This window comes from Erwinia sp. V90_4 (assembly GCF_029967685.1).
GTDB classification, from domain to species: Bacteria; Pseudomonadota; Gammaproteobacteria; order Enterobacterales; family Enterobacteriaceae; genus Erwinia; species Erwinia aphidicola.
In genome coordinates, this window is record NZ_JASCAQ010000061.1 from 16,658 (window position 1) to 36,510 (window position 19,853).

Genomic DNA, 19,853 nt, shown 5'->3' on the forward strand with positions numbered 1-19,853 from the left:
AAAAATGATCGTCATCCTGGCCGGTGGAAATCATCGGCACGGGCCGATCGGAAAAAATGATCGGCCCCTACGGGTTTTGTAGGGGCGGACCTTCTTTTTCGGTCCGCCCTGAAACGTTTAAACCTCAGGCATTTACCACCGTTTCCGGGCGCACGCCCAGCGTGTGGCAGATGGCGTAGCTCAGTTCGGCGCGGTTCAGGGTATAGAAATGGAAGTCCTTCACGCCTTCGCGGCTGAGGATCTTCACCATATCCATCGCCACGTTGGCACCGACCATTTTGCGGGTTTCCGGGTCGTTATCCAGCCCTTCAAACATGCTGGTCATCCAGCCCGGTACGCGCACGTTAGTCATGGCGGCGAAACGCTGCAGCTGCCTGAAGTTCGATACCGGCAGGATGCCAGGCACGATCTCGACATCAATGCCGGTCGACACGCAGCGGTCGCGAAAGCGCAGATAGCTCTCCACATCGAAGAAGAACTGGGTGATGGCACGGTTGGCGCCCGCATCGATTTTACGCTTGAGGTTAATCAGATCCGCCTGGGCGCTTTTCGCCTCCGGATGCACCTCCGGGTAAGCCGCCACGGAAATATCGAAATCACCCACCTCTTTCAGCAGCGCAACCAGATCCGCCCCGTACATTTCAGGCTTGCCAGCGCCAGGCGGCAGGTCACCGCGCAGCGCGACGATATGGCGAATCCCATTGTTCCAGTAATCCTGAGCAATATTGCGCAGCTCATCGCGGCTGGCATCGATGCAGGTCAGGTGCGGAGCGGCTTCCAGACCGGTGCGGTCCTTAATGCCTTTAATGATGCTGTGCGTACGGTCGCGCTCGCCGGAATTGGCCCCATAAGTCACCGAAACGAATTTCGGCTTCAGGCTGCTGAGGCGATCGATAGAGCTCCACAGGGTCTCTTCCATTTCACTGGTGCGCGGCGGAAAGAACTCGAATGAGACATTAATCTGCCCGTTAATCTCGGCCAGACTCTGATTCAGTGCTTCGCGCTGATTTGCATGGAAAAAACTCATACCCGCTTACCTCATCGATCGCTTTGGCTTATTTCTTCGCCGTCACACGTCTATCCGTTTAGACGTCCAGACATTCAAAATGACGGAATTTGCCTGGTCAGTCAACAGAAAAATCACGACCTGCGCTGACAGATACGCCATAAAGGTGAGGGAAATTCATACAGAGATTGTGCAGGGGCCAGGCATGCAGAGATGGTGTAGGGGCCAGGCATGTCTGGCCCAAATCAGCAGAGATAGTGTAGGGGCCAGGCATGCCTGGCCCAAATCAGGAAGGGATTACAGCAGCTGTGCCAGGCGATTCAGGTCAGACTGGATTGCCCCGGCAGTGACATCGCGCCCGGCGCCCGGGCCGCGGATCACCAGCGGATTATCGCGATACCAGCGGCTCTCAATGGCGAAGACGTTATCGCACGGCAGCAGCGCCGCCAGCGGATGATCGGGGCGCACCGCTTCCACGCCGACACGCGCTTTACCGTTGGCATCGAAACGCGCCACGTGGCGCAGCACCAGCCCCAGCTCCTGCGCCGCTTCAAAGCGCTGCACCATCTGCTCATTCAGCTCGTCGGCATTCTCAAAGAAGTCATCCACCGAGCCGGACTGATAGCTGGCAGGCACCAGCGACTCGACGCGCACCTGATCGGGTTCGATGTCATAGCCCGCTTCACGCGCGAGGATCACCAGCTTGCGCATCACATCCTGGCCGGAGAGATCGACGCGCGGATCGGGTTCCGTCAGCCCCTGCTGCCAAGCCTGATCCACCAGTTCGGTAAACGGCACGGTGCCGTCAAACTGCAGAAACAGCCAGGAGAGCGTTCCGGAGAAGACGCCGCTGATCGACAGAATGCTGTCGCCGCTTTCGCGCAGGTCGCGCACGGTGTGGTTAACCGGCAGTCCGGCACCGACGGTCGCGTTATACAGCCAGTGACGCCCGGTTTTAGCGAAGGCATCACGGATCTGGCGATAGCTGCCGCTGGTTGCCGCCCCCGCCACTTTGTTCGCGCCAATCACGTGGAAACCGTAGCTGGCGAAATCGAGGTACTGGGCGGCAAGGGTTTCGCTGGCGGTCACATCCAGCACCACCAGGTCATCAAACGGGTGCTCGCGCATCCACAGGAACAGCGACTCCTGATCCTGCTCAACCGCTTCATCCTCGAAGAACGCCAGCGCCCGGCTGGCATCCAGACCGTCATAGCTCAGCAGGCTGCGGCGGCTGTCCACCACCCCGGCCAGGATATATTCAAAACCGGTGCGCGCAGAAAGGGTCTTCTGCTCGCGCGCGAACAGCTCAAGCCAGCGTGAACCGATATTGCCTTTGCCAAACAGCACCAGGCCAATCTGCTTCTCAGCGCGGAACAGCGTCTGGTGCAGACCACGGATCAGATGTTCGGTTGGCCCCACGCGCAGCACCGCCACCAGGCTGATGCCCTCCTGCGACTGGCAGATAAACTCCACCGGCTGATCTTTCATCTGCTGCCAGAAACGATGGCTGTGCAGCGGGTTACGGCAGACGCCTGCGCCGACCATCGCCACCATTGCCATGCCATCGCGCAGCTGTAAACGACCCGGCAGCGCCGAATCCTCCAGCAGGGTCAGCGCGCTGTTCACGACTTCCGAGGTGTAGCAGAGCTGCAGCAGATTACGGTCCGGATGCACGCCGGTTGCCAGCGGGCGCATCTGCGCGCGCTTCAGCAAATGGTCGATCTCTTTGTGCATCGCGGCAAAATCATGCTGCGCCGGGACCTGGAACTCAATCAGGCAGACATCATCGTGGCTGGTAACAATACGCGCGCCGGTGCCGGAAGCCAGCACGCGTTCAATGCGGGTAGAGCCTTCGTCTGGCGTATAGCTGCAGCGCAGCTGTAGGTCGATATCGCTGCCGGAAACCGGCTGTAGCGTGCGGGTGTGCAGCACCGGGGCAGCAAGGCGCGCCAGCTCGCTGGCTTCATCCAGGCGCAGCAACGGCAGCAGGCAGGCATCTTTCACTTTGCGCGGGTCCGCGCTGTAAACCCCGGCGACATCGCTCCAGATGGTGACGCGCGACACGCCCGCCAGCGCACCGATCTGCGTGGCGGAGTAGTCACTGCCGTTGCGCCCCAACAGCACCGTTTCTCCGGCGTCATTGGCGCAGATAAATCCGGTAACGACCAGGCGCTGCGCTGCGCGTGGCGCCATCAGCTGTTGCAGCAGCGGGGCGGATTTCTCTTCATCCACCTGCGGCTGTGCGCCACGTTCAGCGCGCAGGAACTGGCGTGCATCCAGCCAGCTGGCGTCGATATCACGCCGGGCAAGGACGGCAGCCATCAGGCGCGCCGACCAGATCTCACCGTGCCCCACCACTTCAGCATAAACCGCCTCGGTGATGGGACCGTCCAGCAGCGCGGCCAGTTTTTCCAGGTCATGAATAAATTCAGCAATCATCGGGGCAGCCGTCTCGGGCGGCAGCAGGCTGCTAATCAGTTCGCTCTGATAGCGACGCAGCGCCTGCTGCACCTGATGCGCAGATAACCGGTCGCTCTGGCTAAGCTTCAGCCAGCTGATCAGCTGGTTAGTGGTGCTGCCCGCTGCCGAGACCACCATCAGGTCGCCCGGCTGGCTGTACTCCGCCATAATCCCGGCAACGCGCTGGTAGCATTTGGCATCGGCCAGACTACTGCCACCAAATTTATGCAACTGCCGTGTCCCCAATGCCCCTGCCACTGCTGAATAACTCATGCTTACCTCTTGGCCGCTACCTGGAATGCATTATCCAGATCGGCGATTAAATCTTCGTGATCTTCAATTCCCACCGAGATACGCAGCAGCGTTTCGGAAATGCCTGCCGCCGCACGCGCCTCTGCCGACATGCCCGCATGGGTCATGGTAGCCGTGTGGGAAATCAAGCTTTCCACGCCGCCCAGCGATTCCGCCAGGGTAAATAATTCCAGCGCTTTCAGGAAACGACGCAGCGTGGCTTCGTCACCGTCAAACTCAAAACTTAACATCGCGCCGAAACCTTTTTGCTGACGTACCGCAAACTGATGGCCTGCATTTTCCGGCAGTGACGGATGATACAACTTTTTCACCAGCGGTTGTTGCTTCAGATAATCAACAATCGCCAGCGCGTTACGCTGTGCGGCTGCCATGCGCGGTGCCAGAGTACGCAGACCGCGCAGCAGCAGATAGCTGTCAAAAGCCGCTCCGGTGACGCCAATATTGTTAGCCCACCAGGCGAGTTCGGTCACGTGCTGCGGATCTTTCGCAATGACCGCACCAGCCACCACATCCGAGTGGCCGTTAAGGTATTTGGTACAGGAGTGGATCACCAGATCCGCACCCAGCGCCAGCGGGTTCTGCAACGCCGGGCTGAGGAAGGTGTTATCCACGACACTCACCGCGCCCGCCGCAGAGGCAGCCTGACAGATAGCGGCAATATCCACCACGCGCAGCAGCGGGTTGCTTGGGCTTTCAATCAGCACCAGCTTTGGCTTCTCATCCAGTGCCGCCTGCAGCGCCGCTTCGTCCCCCTGGTCGACAAACTTCACCCGGTACGCGCCGCGCTTGCTCAGGCTGTCGAACAGGCGATAGCTGCCGCCGTAGCAGTCGTGCGGAGCCACCAGCAGGTCACCCGGCTTCAGGAACACGGTACACACCAGGTGGATCGCCGACATCCCGGTATTGGTCATCACCGCCCCGGCACCGCCTTCCAGCTCCGCCAGCGCACGCTGCACCACATCGCGGGTCGGATTGCCGCGCCGCGAGTAGTCATGCGCACGCGGCTCGTTGAAATCGGTAAAGTTATAGGTGCTGGAAAGGTGGATTGGGGGGACAACGCAGCCATATTGCTCGTCATCATTCAAACCGCTGCGTACTGCGATGGTTGCCTGTTTACGCGTCATGGTGCACAAGTTCCTGCTGGATAATAAGAGAAGTGCTATAGAGTAAAGCGGGTGGATATAGACGTCAATACATCTGGACATCTAAATGTCTTTGCGTATAGATTGAGCAATGCGGCAATAACCGTTAGAATTATGTCGATATCCCCCAGAGAAAGTTGTGCCATCTCTATGTGATGGCGACAAACTTCGGGCATAATTAGCCGAATTTCGGCATTTCCAATTTAATTGATTAAGGTAGCCCATGGCTGAGTGGAACGGCGAATATATCAGCCCTTACGCTGAACACGGTAAGAAGAGCGAGCAGGTCAAAAAAATTACGGTATCCATCCCGCTGAAGGTTCTGAAGATTTTGACCGATGAGCGCACGCGCCGTCAGGTTAATAACTTGCGTCACGCCACCAACAGCGAACTGCTGTGCGAGGCGTTTCTGCATGCGTTTACCGGACAGCCACTGCCGGATGATGTCGACCTGCGCAAAGAGCGCAGCGACGAAATTCCCGAAGAAGCGAAAGCCATCATGCGGGAAATGGGCGTCGATCCCGATACCTGGGAATACTAAGCGCCTGCAAGTTAATTAAAAAGCGGGCTGCCTTGAGTTGAAACACGTCAGCGCGGCCCGATCGTCAGGCACAAAAAAACCCAGCCGAAGCTGGGTTTTTTCTTACATCTTACCGGGTGCTTATTTAGCGCCTGGGATGCTGAAACGCTTGTTGAAGCGGTCAACACGACCACCGGTAGCAACATCACGCTGCTTGCCAGTGTAGAACGGGTGGCAGTTACCACACACGTCCAGGTTCAGGTCGTGACCCACGGTAGAGCGGGTTTTGATTTCGTTACCGCAAGAACATTTAGCAGTAACTTCAGCGTAATTAGGGTGAATACCTTTTTTCATGGGAAAACCTCAGTTAAGGCCGTGTCGCTCTCCCGCGCCAGGATAACTCCTGCACCGGCACCACACGAAGATTAATGTTTCAAGTGAAGTTGATACCAAAATGCCGTACCAACGGCGGCGAACTATACAGAAATTAACCACACACCGCAATCGGATCCGCACATTGAGGAAGACTCAGTGTACACTAACTGGCTTAATTTTTCACCCGGATGAATTCATGCCCGTTGTTCAGGTCGCGCTACCCGTTCCGCTTGCCCGCAACTTTGACTATCTGTTGCCACCTCACCTTATCAGCCACGCCGTGGTGGGTGGGCGAGTGACTGTGCCGTTCGGCAAGCGCAAAGCAACCGGCGTGGTGGTGGCGATTGTCGAACAGAGCGACTTCCCGCTCGACCAGATGAAGAACGTCATAGAGGTGCTGGACAGCGAATCGCTCTACCCGGCTTCGCTGTGGCGCATCCTACTGTGGGCGGCCGACTACTATCACTTTCCGCTGGGAGAGGTGCTGTTCCACGCCATGCCGGTGCTGCTGCGCCAGGGTAAAGCGGCGGAAGAAGCGCCGCTGTGGCAGTGGGTGATGACCGAAGAAGGCAAGGCCACCGCGCCGGAAAGCCTGAAGCGCGCGCCAAAGCAGCAGCAGGCACTGGCCGCCCTGCGCAACCGCCCGCTGTATCGTCACGAAGTCAGCCAGCACGACATCACCGAAGCGACGCTACAGGCGCTGCGTGCCAAAGGGCTGTGTGAACTGCGTCCGCAGCAGCGTGCCCGCGAGGACTGGCGCACCGGCTATGCCGTCAATGGCGAGCGCCTGCGCCTGAATACCGAGCAGGCCACGGCGGTCGGGGCGATTCGCAGCGCCGACGACTGCTTCTCCGCGTGGCTGCTGGCAGGCATCACCGGCTCCGGCAAAACCGAAGTCTACCTCAGCATGCTGGAAAATATTCTGGCCAGCGGCCGCCAGGCGCTGGTGATGGTGCCGGAAATCGGCCTGACGCCCCAGACTATTGCCCGCTTTCGTGAGCGCTTTAATGCCCCGGTCGACGTGCTGCACTCCGGCTTAAATGACAGCGAGCGCCTGGCCGTCTGGCTGCGCGCGCGCAGCGGCGAGACGGCGATCGTCATCGGCACCCGCTCATCGCTGTTCACGCCGTTTGCCCGCCTCGGCGCAATCATTATTGATGAGGAGCACGACAGCTCCTATAAGCAGCAGGAGGGCTGGCGCTACCATGCCCGTGACCTGGCGGTATTTCGCGCGCGTCAGGAAAATATTCCGATTGTGATGGGTTCCGCCACCCCGGCACTGGAAACCCTGCATAACGTTCAGCTGGGGAAATATCGCCAGCTTAGCCTCAGCAAGCGCGCCGGGAACGCCACCAAAGCCACTCAGCTTCTGGTCGACCTGAAGGGCGTGAAGCTGCAGGGTGGGCTGTCACCGATGCTGATCAAAAAAATCGGCCAGCATCTGAAAGCGGATAATCAGGTGCTGCTGTTCCTCAACCGGCGCGGCTTTTCCCCCACCCTGCTGTGCCACGAGTGCGGCTGGATAGCCGAATGCCAGCGCTGCGATCGCTATTACACTCTTCACCAGCATCAGCGCCAGCTGCGCTGCCACCACTGCGACAGCCAGCGCCCGGTGCCGCATCAGTGCCCACAGTGCGGCTCCACCCATCTGGTGCCGGTCGGATTAGGCACGGAACAGCTGGAGCATAATATCGGGGCGCTGTTCCCCGACGTGCCGCTGACGCGTATCGACCGCGACACCACCAGTCGTAAAGGTGCGCTGGAGCAGCAGCTGGCGGAGGTGCACCGCGGCGGTGCGCGTATTCTGGTCGGCACCCAGATGCTGGCGAAAGGCCACCACTTCCCGGACGTCACGCTGGTGTCGCTGCTCGACGTCGACGGCGCGCTGTTTTCCGCCGATTTCCGCTCGGCGGAGCGCTTCGCCCAGCTTTACGTGCAGGTCGCTGGCCGTGCCGGGCGCGCAGGCAAGCAGGGGGAGGTGCTGTTGCAGACCCACCACCCTGAGCACCCGCTGCTGCAAACCCTGCTGCATCAGGGCTACGATGCCTTTGCCCATCAGGCGCTGAGCGAGCGCAGCAGCGTGTTCCTGCCACCCTTTACCAGCCATGCGCTGTTCCGTGCTGAAGACCACGATAATCAGCAGGCCAGCCTGTTCCTCCAGCAGCTGCGTAACCTGCTGGAAGCCAGCCCGCTGAATGATGAATCGTTCTGGGTCATGGGCCCGGTGCCGGCACTGCAGGCAAAACGCAGCGGTCGCTACCGCTGGCAGCTGCTGTTACAACACCCTTCCCGCGCCGTATTGCAGCGGCTAATCAAATCCAGCCTGCCGCTGATTAACACCCTGCCGCAAGCGCGCAAAGTCAAATGGACGCTGGATATCGACCCGAGCGAAAGCTGAGAACGTAACCGGTTGCGTGGCAAAGTTATGCGGCAGATCGAAAAAAGTCGCACAAGTCACAATTTTTATGCAAATTAAGTAACAGCACGTCGTTAGATCTGTTAAGAATGCGGAGTTATCCGCTCGGCTCGCGGTAAACGTCATTATTGCCATAAAAAATCGTCATCAGTTGGTCAGGTCAGCTCAGGCTGGCGTGAGGAGAAAAGCGTTGGGGCACAATCAAGAGACAACAGCGGCGACCATGAAGGACGTGGCTGAACACGCAGGCGTATCGACGGCAACCGTCTCCCGCGCGCTGATGAATCCGGAAAAGGTCTCTGCGGCGACGCGTTATAAAGTAGAACAGGCAGTGATCGCCGTGGGTTACTCCCCCCACTCAATGACGCGCAGTTCGCGACGTAGCGAGTCACGTACCGTACTGGTGATCGTACCGGACATCTGCGACCCGTTCTTTAGTGAAATCATTCGCGGCATCGAAGTCGTGGCGGCTTCCGAAGGCTATCTGGTGCTGATTGGCGACTGCGCACACCAGAATCAGCAGGAAAAATCCTTCCTTAACCTGATGCTGACCCGGCAGATTGACGGCATGGTGCTGCTCGGTTCCAACGTGCCGTTTGAAACGGGCGTCGAGGAGCAGCGCAACCTGCCGCCGATGGTGATGGCCAACGAGTTCGCCCCGGAGCTGGAGCTGCCAACGGTACATATCGACAACCTTACCGCCGCCTTTGAAGCCGTCAACCATCTGCAAAAACTTGGCCATCGCCGTATCGCCTGCATTGCCGGGCCGGATGATATGCCGCTCTGCCAGTATCGCCTGCAGGGCTACATCCAGGCGCTGCGCCGTCACGGCATCCCGGTCGATCCGCAATATATCGTGCGCGGTGAATTCAGTTTCGACGCGGGTTCACAGGCGATGAAACATCTGATGAGCCTGCCGAAACCGCCCGACGCGCTGTTCTGCCACAGCGATATTATTGCGCTTGGCGCCATGGCGCAGGCGAAAACGATGGGCCTGCGCGTGCCGCAGGATATTTCTCTGATTGGCTTTGATGATATCGAACTGTCGCGCTACAGCGACCCGCAGCTCACTACCGTCGCGCAGCCACGCTTCAACATTGGTCGCGAAGCAATGCTACTGTTGCTGGAACAGTTACAGGGCAGAATGGTGAGCAATGGCTCGCGCCTGCTGGATTTTGAGCTGAAAATTCGCGGCAGCACCGCACCCTCACTGCGCGATGAGGAGTAACCCTGGTGCGGCGGGAGTAGAATCAGCATATTCTTAGACATATCGCTGCTGGTCAAACTTCCGACCCTTGAGTAACATGGCGGGCTATAACCGGGCGCCCGACCCCCCTGCTTTCTGCCCGGCCTTACCTTCATTGATTATTAGCGGAACGATAGTGGCACAAAAAGATTATGTAGGCCGCGGGCGTTCGACAGGGACGCGTCGCAAAAAGACCAACAGTCGCAGCAAGAAGCGCAGCAGTGGATCCGGTGTATCAAAAATCATGGTAGTGCTGGCAGTTGCCGTTCTGGTCACCTTTATTGGTGGGCTGTGGTTTATTGCACATCATAAAAAAGAAGATGTGCCGGTGATCCCCGATCATAAAGCCACCGGCAACGGCCTGCCGCCGAAGCCGGAAGAGCGCTGGCGCTATATCAAAGAGCTGGAAAATCGTCAGCTCGGTGTCCCGACGCCGACCGAGCCAACCTCCGGCGGCGAAGCGCACTCGCAAACGCAGTTAACCGACGAACAGCGCCAGCTGCTGGACCAGATGCAGGCCGATATGCGCCAGCAGCCGACCCAGCTCAACGAAGTGCCGTGGAATGAGCAAACCCCGGCGCAGCGCCAGCAGACGCTACAGCGCCAGCAGCAGCAAACCCAGCTGCAGCAGCAGTCGCGCATGCCACAGCAGCAAACTCAGCAGCCGGTTCGCACTCAGCCGCAGCAGGCACAGCAGCCCGCCACGCCGCGCCCGGCACCCATCACGCCGGTCACGCGTGAGCCGGTGCGCCAGCAGCCGAAGCAGGAAACTGCCGCCGCCGCGCCGAAAGTGGAAACTAAGCCGAAAGAGGCCGAAAAAACCAACGGTCAGCGCTGGATGGTGCAGTGTGGATCGTTCAAAGGGACCGACCAGGCGGAATCCATCCGCGCCCAGCTGGCCTTCGAAGGTTTTGAAAGCCGCATCACTACCGGCGGCGGCTGGAATCGCGTGGTGATTGGTCCGTATAACAACCGCAGCGGAGCCGACAGTACCCTGAAACGCCTGCGCGGTTCCGGCCACTCAAATTGTATTCCTCTCTCTGTGGGGGGTTGAAACCCTCTAATCTCGCCCCATATCTGATTGCATCAGTGCCCCGCACAAAGCGTGCGGGGTCATCTTCCGACTGCAACAAGGGGTCTGCCCGTGACAACAATAGTAAGTGTACGACGCAACGGCCAGGTAGTAATTGGCGGTGATGGCCAGGCTACCCTCGGCAATACCGTAATGAAAGGCAACGTCAAAAAAGTGCGTCGTCTCTACAATGACAAAGTCATTGCCGGTTTTGCTGGCGGTACCGCAGATGCCTTCACCCTGTTTGAACTTTTTGAACGCAAACTGGAAATGCACCAGGGCCACCTGGTGAAAGCAGCCGTTGAGCTGGCAAAAGACTGGCGCACCGACCGTATGCTGCGCAAGCTCGAAGCGCTGCTGGCCGTAGCCGACGAAAACGCCTCGCTGATCATTACCGGCAACGGTGACGTTATCCAGCCAGAAAATGACCTCATTGCCATCGGTTCGGGCGGTCCTTACGCTCAGGCAGCAGCCCGTGCGCTGCTGGAAAACACCGACATCGGCGCGCAGGATATTGTGGAAAAAGCGCTCGGTATTGCAGGTGATATCTGCATCTATACCAACCACAATCTCACCATCGAATCACTACCGTCTAAAGCGTAAGGATCCTAATTTATGTCTGCTATGACTCCGCGCGAGATTGTCAGCGAACTCAACAGATTTATCATCGGCCAGGATGGCGCAAAGCGTGCCGTGGCTATCGCCCTGCGTAACCGCTGGCGCCGCATGCAGCTTGATGAAGAGCTGCGTCATGAAGTGACCCCAAAAAACATTCTGATGATCGGCCCGACCGGCGTCGGTAAAACCGAAATTGCCCGCCGCCTGGCGAAGCTGGCTAACGCGCCGTTCATCAAGGTTGAAGCCACCAAGTTCACTGAAGTGGGCTATGTCGGTAAAGAAGTGGATTCGATTATCCGCGATTTGACTGACTCTGCGCTGAAAATGGTGCGTTCTCAGGCTATTGAGAAAAACCGCTACCGCGCCGAAGAGATGGCGGAAGAGCGTATTCTTGACGTGCTGATCCCACCGGCTAAAAACAACTGGGGCCAGAACGAAACGTCGGCGGAACCGTCTGCTGCTCGCCAGTCATTCCGCAAAAAGCTGCGCGAAGGCCAGCTGGATGACAAAGAGATTGAAATCGACCTGGCCGCCGTCTCCGCCAATGGCGTGGAGATCATGGCGCCTCCCGGTATGGAGGAGATGACCAGCCAGCTGCAGTCGATGTTCCAGAACCTCGGCGGCCAGAAGCAGAAACCGCGCAAGCTGAAAATCAAAGAGGCGATGAAGCTGCTGATTGAAGAAGAAGCGGCGAAGCTGGTCAACCCGGAAGAGCTGAAGCAGGAAGCCATCGATGCGGTCGAGCAGCACGGTATCGTGTTTATTGATGAGATCGATAAAGTCTGTAAGCGCGGCGAATCCTCCGGCCCGGACGTCTCTCGCGAAGGCGTACAGCGCGACCTGCTGCCGCTGGTAGAAGGCTGTACCGTATCGACCAAGCACGGCATGGTGAAAACTGACCATATTCTGTTTATCGCCTCCGGCGCATTCCAGGTAGCCAGCCCGTCTGACCTGATCCCTGAGCTGCAGGGCCGTCTGCCAATCCGCGTTGAGCTGCAGGCGCTGACCACGCACGATTTCGAGCGTATCCTCACCGAGCCAAGCGCCTCAATCACCGTGCAGTACAAAGCGCTGATGAATACCGAAGGCGTAGAGATTAACTTCACCGAAGACGGCATCAGCAAAATCGCCGCCGCCGCGTGGCAGGTTAATGAAACCGCTGAGAACATCGGTGCGCGCCGCCTGCACACCGTGCTGGAGCGTCTGATGGAGGAGATCTCCTATGACGCCAGCGACCTGACCGGGCAGTCGTTCACTATCGATGCCGAGTACGTCAGCAAGCACCTGGATGAACTGGTGGCCGACGAAGACCTCAGCCGCTTTATCCTGTAATCCCTGCTCCCCTCATCCCGGCACCTGCCGGGATTTTTTTATCCTGCCTGCACCTTGACCTGGATTAACACTTCCCGGCGCCGTCGCGCGTAAACTGCCCGCTGAACCCGCTCTGGCATTCGCCGGACTCGACCTGTCGCGGATCGGAGGCGCAACCCCCTATGGAAAACAGCCAACTGGCCCCCTTAATCAGTCAGCCACAGGCCTGGCTGGAGAGTTTGCGCCTGCGCACGCTGCCGCTGGCCTGCGCCTCCATTATTACTGGCAGTGCGCTGGCGTGGTGGCAGGGGCACTTCGACCTCACCACCGCGCTGCTGGCGCTGCTGACCACCGTACTGCTGCAGATCCTCTCTAATCTCGCCAATGATTATGGGGATACCGGGAAAGGCAGTGACAGTGCCGATCGCATCGGGCCGCTGCGCGGGATGCAGAAAGGGGCCATCAGCCGCTATCAGATGCGTATTGCGCTGGTCTTCACCGTGCTGCTGACGATGGCGAGCGGCATCGTACTGCTGTCACGCGCCTGCCGCTCGCTCAGCGATATGCTGGGCTTCCTTGCCCTGGGCGCGCTGGCGATCGTCGCGGCGATCGCCTATACCGTCGGGCGCAAGCCTTATGGATACCTGGGCCTTGGCGATCTCTCCGTGATGATATTTTTTGGCTGGCTGGGGGTGATTGGTAGCTGGTATCTGCAAACCCAGCAGCTCAGCACGCTGCCGCTGCTGCCTGCCAGCGCCTGCGGGCTGCTGGCGACCGCAGTGCTGAATATCAACAACCTGCGCGATATTGACAGCGACCGGCTGAACGGTAAATTCACCCTGGCCGTGCGCCTGGGCCCGCTGCGGGCGCGGCACTACCACCGGCTACTGCTCGCCGCAGCCTCACTCTGCCTGGCATGCTTCACGCTGCGGTATAACCCCCATCCCGCCGGCTGGCTGTTCCTGCTGAGCGTCCCGCTGTTGTGGCAGCAGGGCAGCAGGGTGCTGCGCGAAACCAGCCCCGCAGCGATGCGCCCGATGCTGGAAAAAACGGTGAAAATGGCCCTGCTGGTGAACGTGCTGTTTGCCGTTGGATTGCTGCTCAGCTAATTGCGATGTGCTTGACCCATCGCAATTTTTAACAATTGATGATTTTGCCAACAGCCGGGTTTAAGCGATATACTTACCCCCCCTGTAGCAAACAGACGAAAACCCTATGAAATACGATACTTCAGAACTGTGCGACATCTATCACGAGGACGTGAATGTCGTTGAACCGCTCTTCTCAAACTTTGGTGGGCGCACCTCGTTTGGCGGGCAAATCATCACGGTAAAATGTTTCGAGGACAACGGTCTGCTCTATGATTTGCTGGAGGAAAACGGTCGTGGCCGCATTCTGCTGGTTGATGGCGGCGGCTCGGTACGCCGGGCGCTGGTTGATGCTGCTCTTGCAAGGCTGGCAGTGGAAAACGAGTGGGAAGGCATCGTGGTGTACGGCTCGGTGCGCCAGGTCGACGACCTGGAAGAGCTGGATATCGGCATTCAGGCGATTGCGGCGATCCCGGCGGGTGCCGCGGGTGAAGGCATTGGTGAAAGCGACGTGCGGGTTAACTTCGGCGGCGTCACCTTCTTCTCCGGTGACCATCTGTACGCTGATAATACCGGTATGATCCTCTCGGAAGACCCGCTCGATATCGAATAAGCGAAAACGGGTGCCTGCGGCACCCGTTTCTCTCTACAGCTCTCTGTTTTAACGAGGGAGCAGCATTACACCTCTTCCATTTTTCCCAGCAGTGCACGCAGACGTTCCTGCCACACATGCTGCTCTTCCTTCAGGTGCTGGTTTTCGCACACCAGCGCATCAGTATTACCCGACGCCTGCTGAACCTGCTGGTTCAGATTACCGTTCTGCTCTTTCAGCTCTTCGATTTCCATCTGCAACAGCGTGATGGTATCAATCGCCTGCTGCACTTTCGCTTCCAGTTTCTCAAACACTTCAAATGACATTTCTTAACCTCTCCTATTCGCAGGGCGTTGATGATGCTAGCCGCAGGGGTGAGGAATGAACCGGCATTCCGCGGATAACAACGATGCCCCGATTGTAAGTAGAGCGGCACCCCAAGTCCAGCAGCGAACCCGCACGGGGCGCAGTCTGTAACAATTTTCGGTCTAGACCTGGTTTGTGCAACAACTCCCCAAGGGAAATGTAAGGTCAGGGTTAATTATTTGCGCATTTCACGCGCGATCAAACGCGCATCCAGGCGTTTCTGGAAAGGAAAAAGACGCGAAAACGCTCATTTTTATGACGCGCTACACAATTTTTGATTTCGCTATTTCTCGTTTATGCTCGTTAACGATAAATTCACAACAGCCCTACATAAGATTTGGGTGGTTCACGGATGAAGCAAAACTAAGATGGTAAACATTTAACCTCGCCTTCAGGAATTTCATCATGAGTCATACAAGCACACTTAAAGGGCAGTGCATCGCCGAGTTCCTTGGTACTGCTACGATCATCTTCTTTGGTGCTGGCTGTGTCGCAGCTATGAAACTCGCAGGTGCCAGTTTTGGCCAGTGGGAAATCAGCATCATCTGGGGTATTGCCGTTTCAATGGCGGTCTACCTTAGCGCCGGTATCTCCGGGGCGCACCTCAACCCTGCCGTCACCGTCGCACTGTGGTTATTCGCCAATTTCGAAGGCCGTAAAGTCATTCCCTACACCCTTGCGCAGGTCGCCGGAGCGTTTTGCTCTGCTGCACTGGTTTACGGTCTTTACTACAATTTATTCCTCGACTACGAACAGACGCATCAGATGGTACGCGGCAGCGTTGAAAGCCTCGACCTCGCGGGCATCTTCTCCACCTATCCCAACCCGCATATTGGCGTCGGCCAGGCCTTCCTGGTTGAGATGGTGATCACCGCGGTGATGATGGGGCTGATTATGGCGCTGACCGATGATGGCAACGGCCTGCCGCGTGGCCCAATGGCGCCGCTACTGATTGGCCTGCTGATCGCCGTTATCGGTGGTGCGATGGGTCCACTGACCGGATTTGCACTGAACCCGGCACGTGATTTCGGACCAAAACTGTTCGCCTGGGTTGCTGGCTGGGGTAATGTTGCCTTCACCGGCGCCCGTGATATCCCTTATTTCCTTGTTCCGATCTTTGGCCCACTGGTCGGCGCAAGTCTCGGTGCCTTTGGTTACCGCGCCCTGATTGCCAACAACCTGCCAGGCAAGGTTGCTGAAAAACAGGAAAAACCGGTGCCACGCGCTGCACAGCGTAAAGCATAATCCTGCTAACTGCCTACACCATCAGGAAATTATTATGACCGTAGAAAAAAAATACATTGTCGCGCTCGATCAGGGAACCACCAGTTCCCGTGCCGTGATTCTGGACCACGATTCCAACATCGTCGCCGTGTCGCAGCGTGAATTCCAGCAAATTTACCCGAAAGCGGGCTGGGTTGAGCATGACCCAATGGATATCTGGGCATCGCAGAGCTCTACGCTGGTTGAAGTGCTGGCACACGCAGACATTAACTCCGATGAGATTGCCGCCATTGGTATCACCAACCAGCGCGAAACCACCATCGTCTGGGAAAAAGAGACCGGCAAGCCGATCTACAACGCTATCGTCTGGCAGGACCCGCGTACCGCCGACTACTGCGCCAAACTGAAACGCGAAGGTCTGGAAGAGTACATCCGTCATACCACGGGCCTGGTGATTAACCCGTACTTCTCCGGGACCAAAGTGAAATGGATCCTCGACCACGTAGAGGGCTCACGCGAGCGCGCGCGCCGTGGCGAACTGCTGTTCGGTACCGTCGACTCCTGGCTGGTATGGAAAATGACGCAGGGACGGGTTCACATTACCGACTACACCAACGCCTCACGCACCATGATGTTCAACATTCACAAGCTGGAGTGGGATCAGCGCATGCTGGAGATCCTCGATATCCCGCGTGAGATGCTGCCGGAAGTGAAGTCCTCCTCCGAAGTTTACGGCCAGACCAACATTGGTGGTAAAGGCGGTACGCGTATTCCTATCGCCGGTATCGCCGGTGACCAGCAGGCAGCACTGTACGGCCAGCTGTGCGTACAGCCGGGCATGGCGAAAAATACCTACGGCACCGGCTGCTTTATGCTGATGAACACCGGTACCGAAGCGGTGACCTCTACCCACGGCCTGCTGACCACCATCGCCTGCGGCCCGCGCGGCGAGGTTAACTACGCGCTGGAAGGCGCCGTGTTTATCGGTGGCGCATCCATTCAGTGGCTGCGCGATGAGATGAAGCTGATTAACGACTCCACCGACTCCGAATACTTCGCCACCAAGGTAAACGACACCAACGGCGTGTATATGGTGCCTGCATTTACCGGTCTGGGCGCGCCCTACTGGGACCCGTATGCCCGTGGCGCGATCTTCGGCCTGACGCGCGGTGCCAACGCTAACCACATTATCCGCGCGACCCTGGAGTCGATTGCCTATCAGACCCGTGATGTACTGGAAGCGATGCAGAACGACGCCAACACCCGCCTGCAGTCGCTGCGCGTGGATGGGGGTGCCGTAGCCAACAACTTCCTGATGCAGTTCCAGTCCGATATTCTCGGCGCGCGCGTTGAGCGCCCGGAAGTGCGCGAAGTCACCGCGCTCGGCTCGGCTTACCTGGCCGGACTGGCGGTCGGGTTCTGGAAGGATCTGGACGAAGTGCGCGCCAAGTCAGTGATTGAACGTGAGTTCCGCCCAAGTATCGAAACCACCCAGCGTAACGTGCTGTACGCAGGCTGGAAGAAAGCGGTCGCCCGTGCGCAGGCATGGGAAGAGGCTGACGATAAGTAACTCCCCCTGCCCGCGGTCGCCAGATCGCGGGCATCCTCCTTCCCCTCCCTCTTCCCTGTGATAAACTTCCCGCCTCATTTGTTTCCTTAAGGCATGTCATGAAACGAGAACTGGCGATTGAATTTTCCCGCGTCACCGAAGCGGCAGCACTGGCTGGCTATAAGTGGCTGGGGCGCGGCGACAAGAACGCAGCCGATGGCGCTGCGGTACACGCGATGCGCATTATGCTCAATAAAGTCGATATCGATGGTCAGATCGTGATTGGCGAAGGGGAAATAGATGAAGCGCCGATGCTCTACATCGGTGAGAAAGTCGGTACTGGCCATGGCGATGCGGTGGATATCGCCGTCGATCCCATTGAAGGTACCCGCATGACCGCGCTTGGCCAGGCCAATGCGCTGGCGGTGATGGCGGTGGGTGACAAAGGCACCTTCCTGCACGCCCCGGATATGTACATGGAGAAACTGGTGGTCGGTCCCGGCGCCAAAGGTGCTATCAACCTCGATCTGCCGCTGGAAGAGAACCTGCGGCGCATTGCGCAGGCTCTGAAGAAACCGCTGGCAGAGCTGACCGTTACGCTGCTGGCGAAGCCGCGCCACGATGCGGTGATTGCCCGTCTGCAGCAGCTTGGCGTGCGCGTGTTTACCTTCCCGGATGGCGATGTCGCCGCGTCGATTCTGACCTGTATGCCGGACAGCGAAGTGGATGTGATGTACGGCATCGGCGGCGCGCCGGAGGGTGTGGTCTCAGCCGCGGTGATCCGCGCACTGGACGGCGATATGCAGGGCCGCCTGCTGGCACGTCACGACGTTAAGGGTGACACGCCAGAGAACCGCCGCCTGGGTGAAGAGGAGCTGGAGCGCTGCCGTGCGATGGGGATTGAAGCAGGCCAGGTGCTGGCGCTGGACCAAATGGCGCGCAACGATAACGTGGTGTTTTCCGCCACCGGCATCACCAGCGGCGATCTGCTAAAAGGCATCACGCGCAACGGCAATATGGCGACCACTGAAACCCTGCTGATCCGCGGTAAATCACGCACCATTCGCCGCATCCAGTCGATTCATTACCTCGACCTGAAAGACGAAAGTTTGCATCAGTATATTTTGTAAAACCCGGGGCGGGCATGCCCGCCCCCTACACGATCCTGCAGGGGCGACGGCATGCCTCGCCCTGCATTTACGCCGCATGCGGCTGCGGATGCTTCGACAGCGGCAGCCAGCACAGCAGGATCAGCAGCGCGGTGCCAAACATCAGCATCCCCAGGCTAAACTGACCGTTCTGCGGCAGCAGCGCCGACAGCCAGGCGGTGATGCCGGACCCCAGATTCTGTAACCCCCCCACCAGCGCCCCGGCGGTACCTGCCATATAGGGCCACGGCTCCATCGCACCGGTGGTCGCCAGCGGAAACAGCATCCCGGCACCAAAGAAGAACAGCGATGCCGGCACGATCAGCGTCCACAGATTCATCACCCCGAGCCAGCCCGGGATCCACATCATCACCCCCGCCAGCAGGCAGCTATTCACCGCGTACCACATCACGGTGGTAAACGAACGCTCGCTGCGCCCGGCAAACCACGCGCCGAAAAAGGCAGCGGGCAGCGGCAGAATAAACAGAACGCTCACCGCCAGGCTGCTGTAACCCAGTACGCCGCCCATCAGCACGCCGCAGCTGGCCTCAAATACCGCAATCCCAGACAGAGCACCGATCAGGATCAGCAGATAGCGCACAAAGCTGCTGTCACCGAGCAAGGGCCGGTAGCGCGAGAAGAACGGGCGAGGCGGTAGGCCACTCGGGCGGGTTTCCGGCAGCCAGCGCAGCATGACGGCAGCGACCATCAGGCACAGCAGCAGCAGGAAAGCAAAGCAGGCCTGCCAGCCAAACAGGTGCGTCAGCCCGGCCCCGATTACCGGCGCAATGAGCGGGCTGACCAGAATGCCCATGTTGAGCAGGCTGTTGGCATGGCGCAGCGCGCTGCCCGAATAGAGGTCGCGCGGCATAGTACGCGCCATCACGCCCGCCACGCCGGTGCCCATGCCCTGGATCGCCGCCCCCAGCACCAGTCCGTTCAGGCTGTGCGCCAGCAGCGCGGTCAGCGAACCGGCAATAAATACCGCCATGCCAAACAGGATCACCGGACGGCGGCCGATATTATCCGACAGCGGCCCGTAAAACAGCTGGGACGCGCCGTAGGTCATCAGGTAAGCCGCCATCACTCGCTGCACCGCGCCGTCGCCCACGTGAAACGCCTCGGCAATGGTCGACATCGCCGGAACGTAGATGGTTTGCGCCATCTGTCCCACGGCCAGCAGCGCTATCAGCATCACTAACAGATGCCCGTTTTCTAATTTTTTCATCGCTTAGCGTCATTATAAAGAGGGGAAAAGTTCACTCAGTGAAGAGTGATCTGCCAGATATCCCGGCATAATGGCGCTGAAAATATCAGGATTGCGTGACAAAGCGAGGGGTCAGCAGCAAATAGCGCACGCCGCGCTGTCAGCAAAAGCAGGCGCAGCTGTAAATCATTTTTTACGCTA

At 58.6% G+C, this 19,853-nt stretch carries 17 protein-coding genes; 11 read left to right on the forward strand and 6 right to left on the reverse strand.

The window, feature by feature from the left end:
• Window positions 1–124: 124 nt before the first annotated feature.
• From metF to metB, 3 genes are all read right to left on the reverse strand, one after another.
• The gene (gene metF, locus QLG07_RS17980; RefSeq protein ID WP_048914288.1) at window positions 125–1,027 is read right to left on the reverse strand and encodes a methylenetetrahydrofolate reductase; all 903 of its coding nucleotides are present in this window, start codon (window positions 1,025–1,027) and stop codon (window positions 125–127) included.
• A gap of 276 nt (window positions 1,028–1,303) precedes the next feature.
• A complete protein-coding gene (locus QLG07_RS17985; RefSeq protein WP_133622282.1) occupies window positions 1,304–3,739 on the reverse strand; it encodes a bifunctional aspartate kinase/homoserine dehydrogenase II in 2,436 nt (811 codons plus the stop codon).
• A gap of 2 nt (window positions 3,740–3,741) precedes the next feature.
• Window positions 3,742–4,902 carry a cystathionine gamma-synthase gene (metB, locus tag QLG07_RS17990; RefSeq protein ID WP_282469826.1) on the reverse strand — a complete coding sequence of 387 codons (1,161 nt, stop codon included), beginning with the start codon at window positions 4,900–4,902 and terminating at the stop codon, window positions 3,742–3,744.
• A gap of 241 nt (window positions 4,903–5,143) precedes the next feature.
• Between metB and metJ the strand changes: the two genes are divergently transcribed.
• On the forward strand, window positions 5,144–5,461 hold the full coding sequence (gene metJ / locus QLG07_RS17995) for a met regulon transcriptional regulator MetJ (protein ID WP_013200201.1): 318 nt from the start codon (window positions 5,144–5,146) through the stop codon (window positions 5,459–5,461).
• A gap of 120 nt (window positions 5,462–5,581) precedes the next feature.
• Here the strand turns inward: metJ and rpmE are convergent, their stop codons facing one another.
• Window positions 5,582–5,794 carry a 50S ribosomal protein L31 gene (gene rpmE, locus QLG07_RS18000; protein WP_048914285.1) on the reverse strand — a complete coding sequence of 71 codons (213 nt, stop codon included), beginning with the start codon at window positions 5,792–5,794 and terminating at the stop codon, window positions 5,582–5,584.
• 217 nt (window positions 5,795–6,011) lie between these two features.
• Here rpmE and priA point away from each other — a divergent pair, with 217 nt between their 5' ends.
• The 7 genes from priA (at window position 6,012) to rraA (ending at window position 14,179) form a co-directional block, all read left to right on the forward strand.
• Window positions 6,012–8,213: a primosomal protein N' gene (gene priA, locus QLG07_RS18005; RefSeq protein WP_048914284.1), complete on the forward strand. Its 2,202-nt coding sequence runs from the start codon at window positions 6,012–6,014 to the stop codon at window positions 8,211–8,213.
• 208 nt (window positions 8,214–8,421) lie between these two features.
• Complete coding sequence (cytR, locus tag QLG07_RS18010; RefSeq protein WP_187497028.1) at window positions 8,422–9,459, forward strand: DNA-binding transcriptional regulator CytR; 1,038 nt, start codon at window positions 8,422–8,424, stop codon at window positions 9,457–9,459.
• A 154-nt stretch (window positions 9,460–9,613) separates the two neighbouring features.
• Window positions 9,614–10,531 carry a cell division protein FtsN gene (gene ftsN / locus QLG07_RS18015; protein WP_133622284.1) on the forward strand — a complete coding sequence of 306 codons (918 nt, stop codon included), beginning with the start codon at window positions 9,614–9,616 and terminating at the stop codon, window positions 10,529–10,531.
• 90 nt (window positions 10,532–10,621) lie between these two features.
• The gene (hslV, locus tag QLG07_RS18020; protein ID WP_048914281.1) at window positions 10,622–11,152 is read left to right on the forward strand and encodes an ATP-dependent protease subunit HslV; all 531 of its coding nucleotides are present in this window, start codon (window positions 10,622–10,624) and stop codon (window positions 11,150–11,152) included.
• Between the two features lie 12 nt (window positions 11,153–11,164).
• Window positions 11,165–12,499: an HslU--HslV peptidase ATPase subunit gene (gene hslU, locus QLG07_RS18025; protein WP_048914280.1), complete on the forward strand. Its 1,335-nt coding sequence runs from the start codon at window positions 11,165–11,167 to the stop codon at window positions 12,497–12,499.
• Between the two features lie 161 nt (window positions 12,500–12,660).
• The gene (locus tag QLG07_RS18030) at window positions 12,661–13,587 is read left to right on the forward strand and encodes a 1,4-dihydroxy-2-naphthoate polyprenyltransferase (protein WP_282469827.1); all 927 of its coding nucleotides are present in this window, start codon (window positions 12,661–12,663) and stop codon (window positions 13,585–13,587) included.
• Between the two features lie 106 nt (window positions 13,588–13,693).
• On the forward strand, window positions 13,694–14,179 hold the full coding sequence (gene rraA, locus QLG07_RS18035) for a ribonuclease E activity regulator RraA (protein ID WP_048914278.1): 486 nt from the start codon (window positions 13,694–13,696) through the stop codon (window positions 14,177–14,179).
• Between the two features lie 65 nt (window positions 14,180–14,244).
• Here rraA and zapB read toward each other — a convergent pair whose 3' ends face one another.
• Window positions 14,245–14,484, reverse strand: coding sequence for a cell division protein ZapB (gene zapB, locus QLG07_RS18040; RefSeq protein WP_282469828.1), 240 nt, complete (start codon window positions 14,482–14,484; stop codon window positions 14,245–14,247).
• A gap of 445 nt (window positions 14,485–14,929) precedes the next feature.
• On the opposite strand from zapB, the gene QLG07_RS18045 reads away from it, so the two are divergent.
• The 3 genes from QLG07_RS18045 to glpX all read left to right on the forward strand — a co-directional run bounded on the left by QLG07_RS18045 (window position 14,930) and on the right by glpX (window position 18,427).
• Window positions 14,930–15,769 (forward strand): MIP/aquaporin family protein, encoded by an 840-nt coding sequence (locus QLG07_RS18045; RefSeq protein WP_048914276.1) that lies wholly within the window; start codon window positions 14,930–14,932, stop codon window positions 15,767–15,769.
• A 34-nt stretch (window positions 15,770–15,803) separates the two neighbouring features.
• Window positions 15,804–17,318, forward strand: a complete 1,515-nt coding sequence (glpK, locus tag QLG07_RS18050) for a glycerol kinase GlpK (protein WP_048914275.1) — start codon at window positions 15,804–15,806, stop codon at window positions 17,316–17,318.
• Window positions 17,319–17,416: 98 nt separating this feature from the next.
• Window positions 17,417–18,427: a class II fructose-bisphosphatase gene (glpX, locus tag QLG07_RS18055; protein ID WP_282469829.1), complete on the forward strand. Its 1,011-nt coding sequence runs from the start codon at window positions 17,417–17,419 to the stop codon at window positions 18,425–18,427.
• Window positions 18,428–18,494: 67 nt separating this feature from the next.
• On the opposite strand, the gene emrD is transcribed toward glpX, so the two are convergent.
• Window positions 18,495–19,673: a multidrug efflux MFS transporter EmrD gene (gene emrD / locus QLG07_RS18060; RefSeq protein ID WP_048914273.1), complete on the reverse strand. Its 1,179-nt coding sequence runs from the start codon at window positions 19,671–19,673 to the stop codon at window positions 18,495–18,497.
• Window positions 19,674–19,853: the final 180 nt, after the last annotated feature.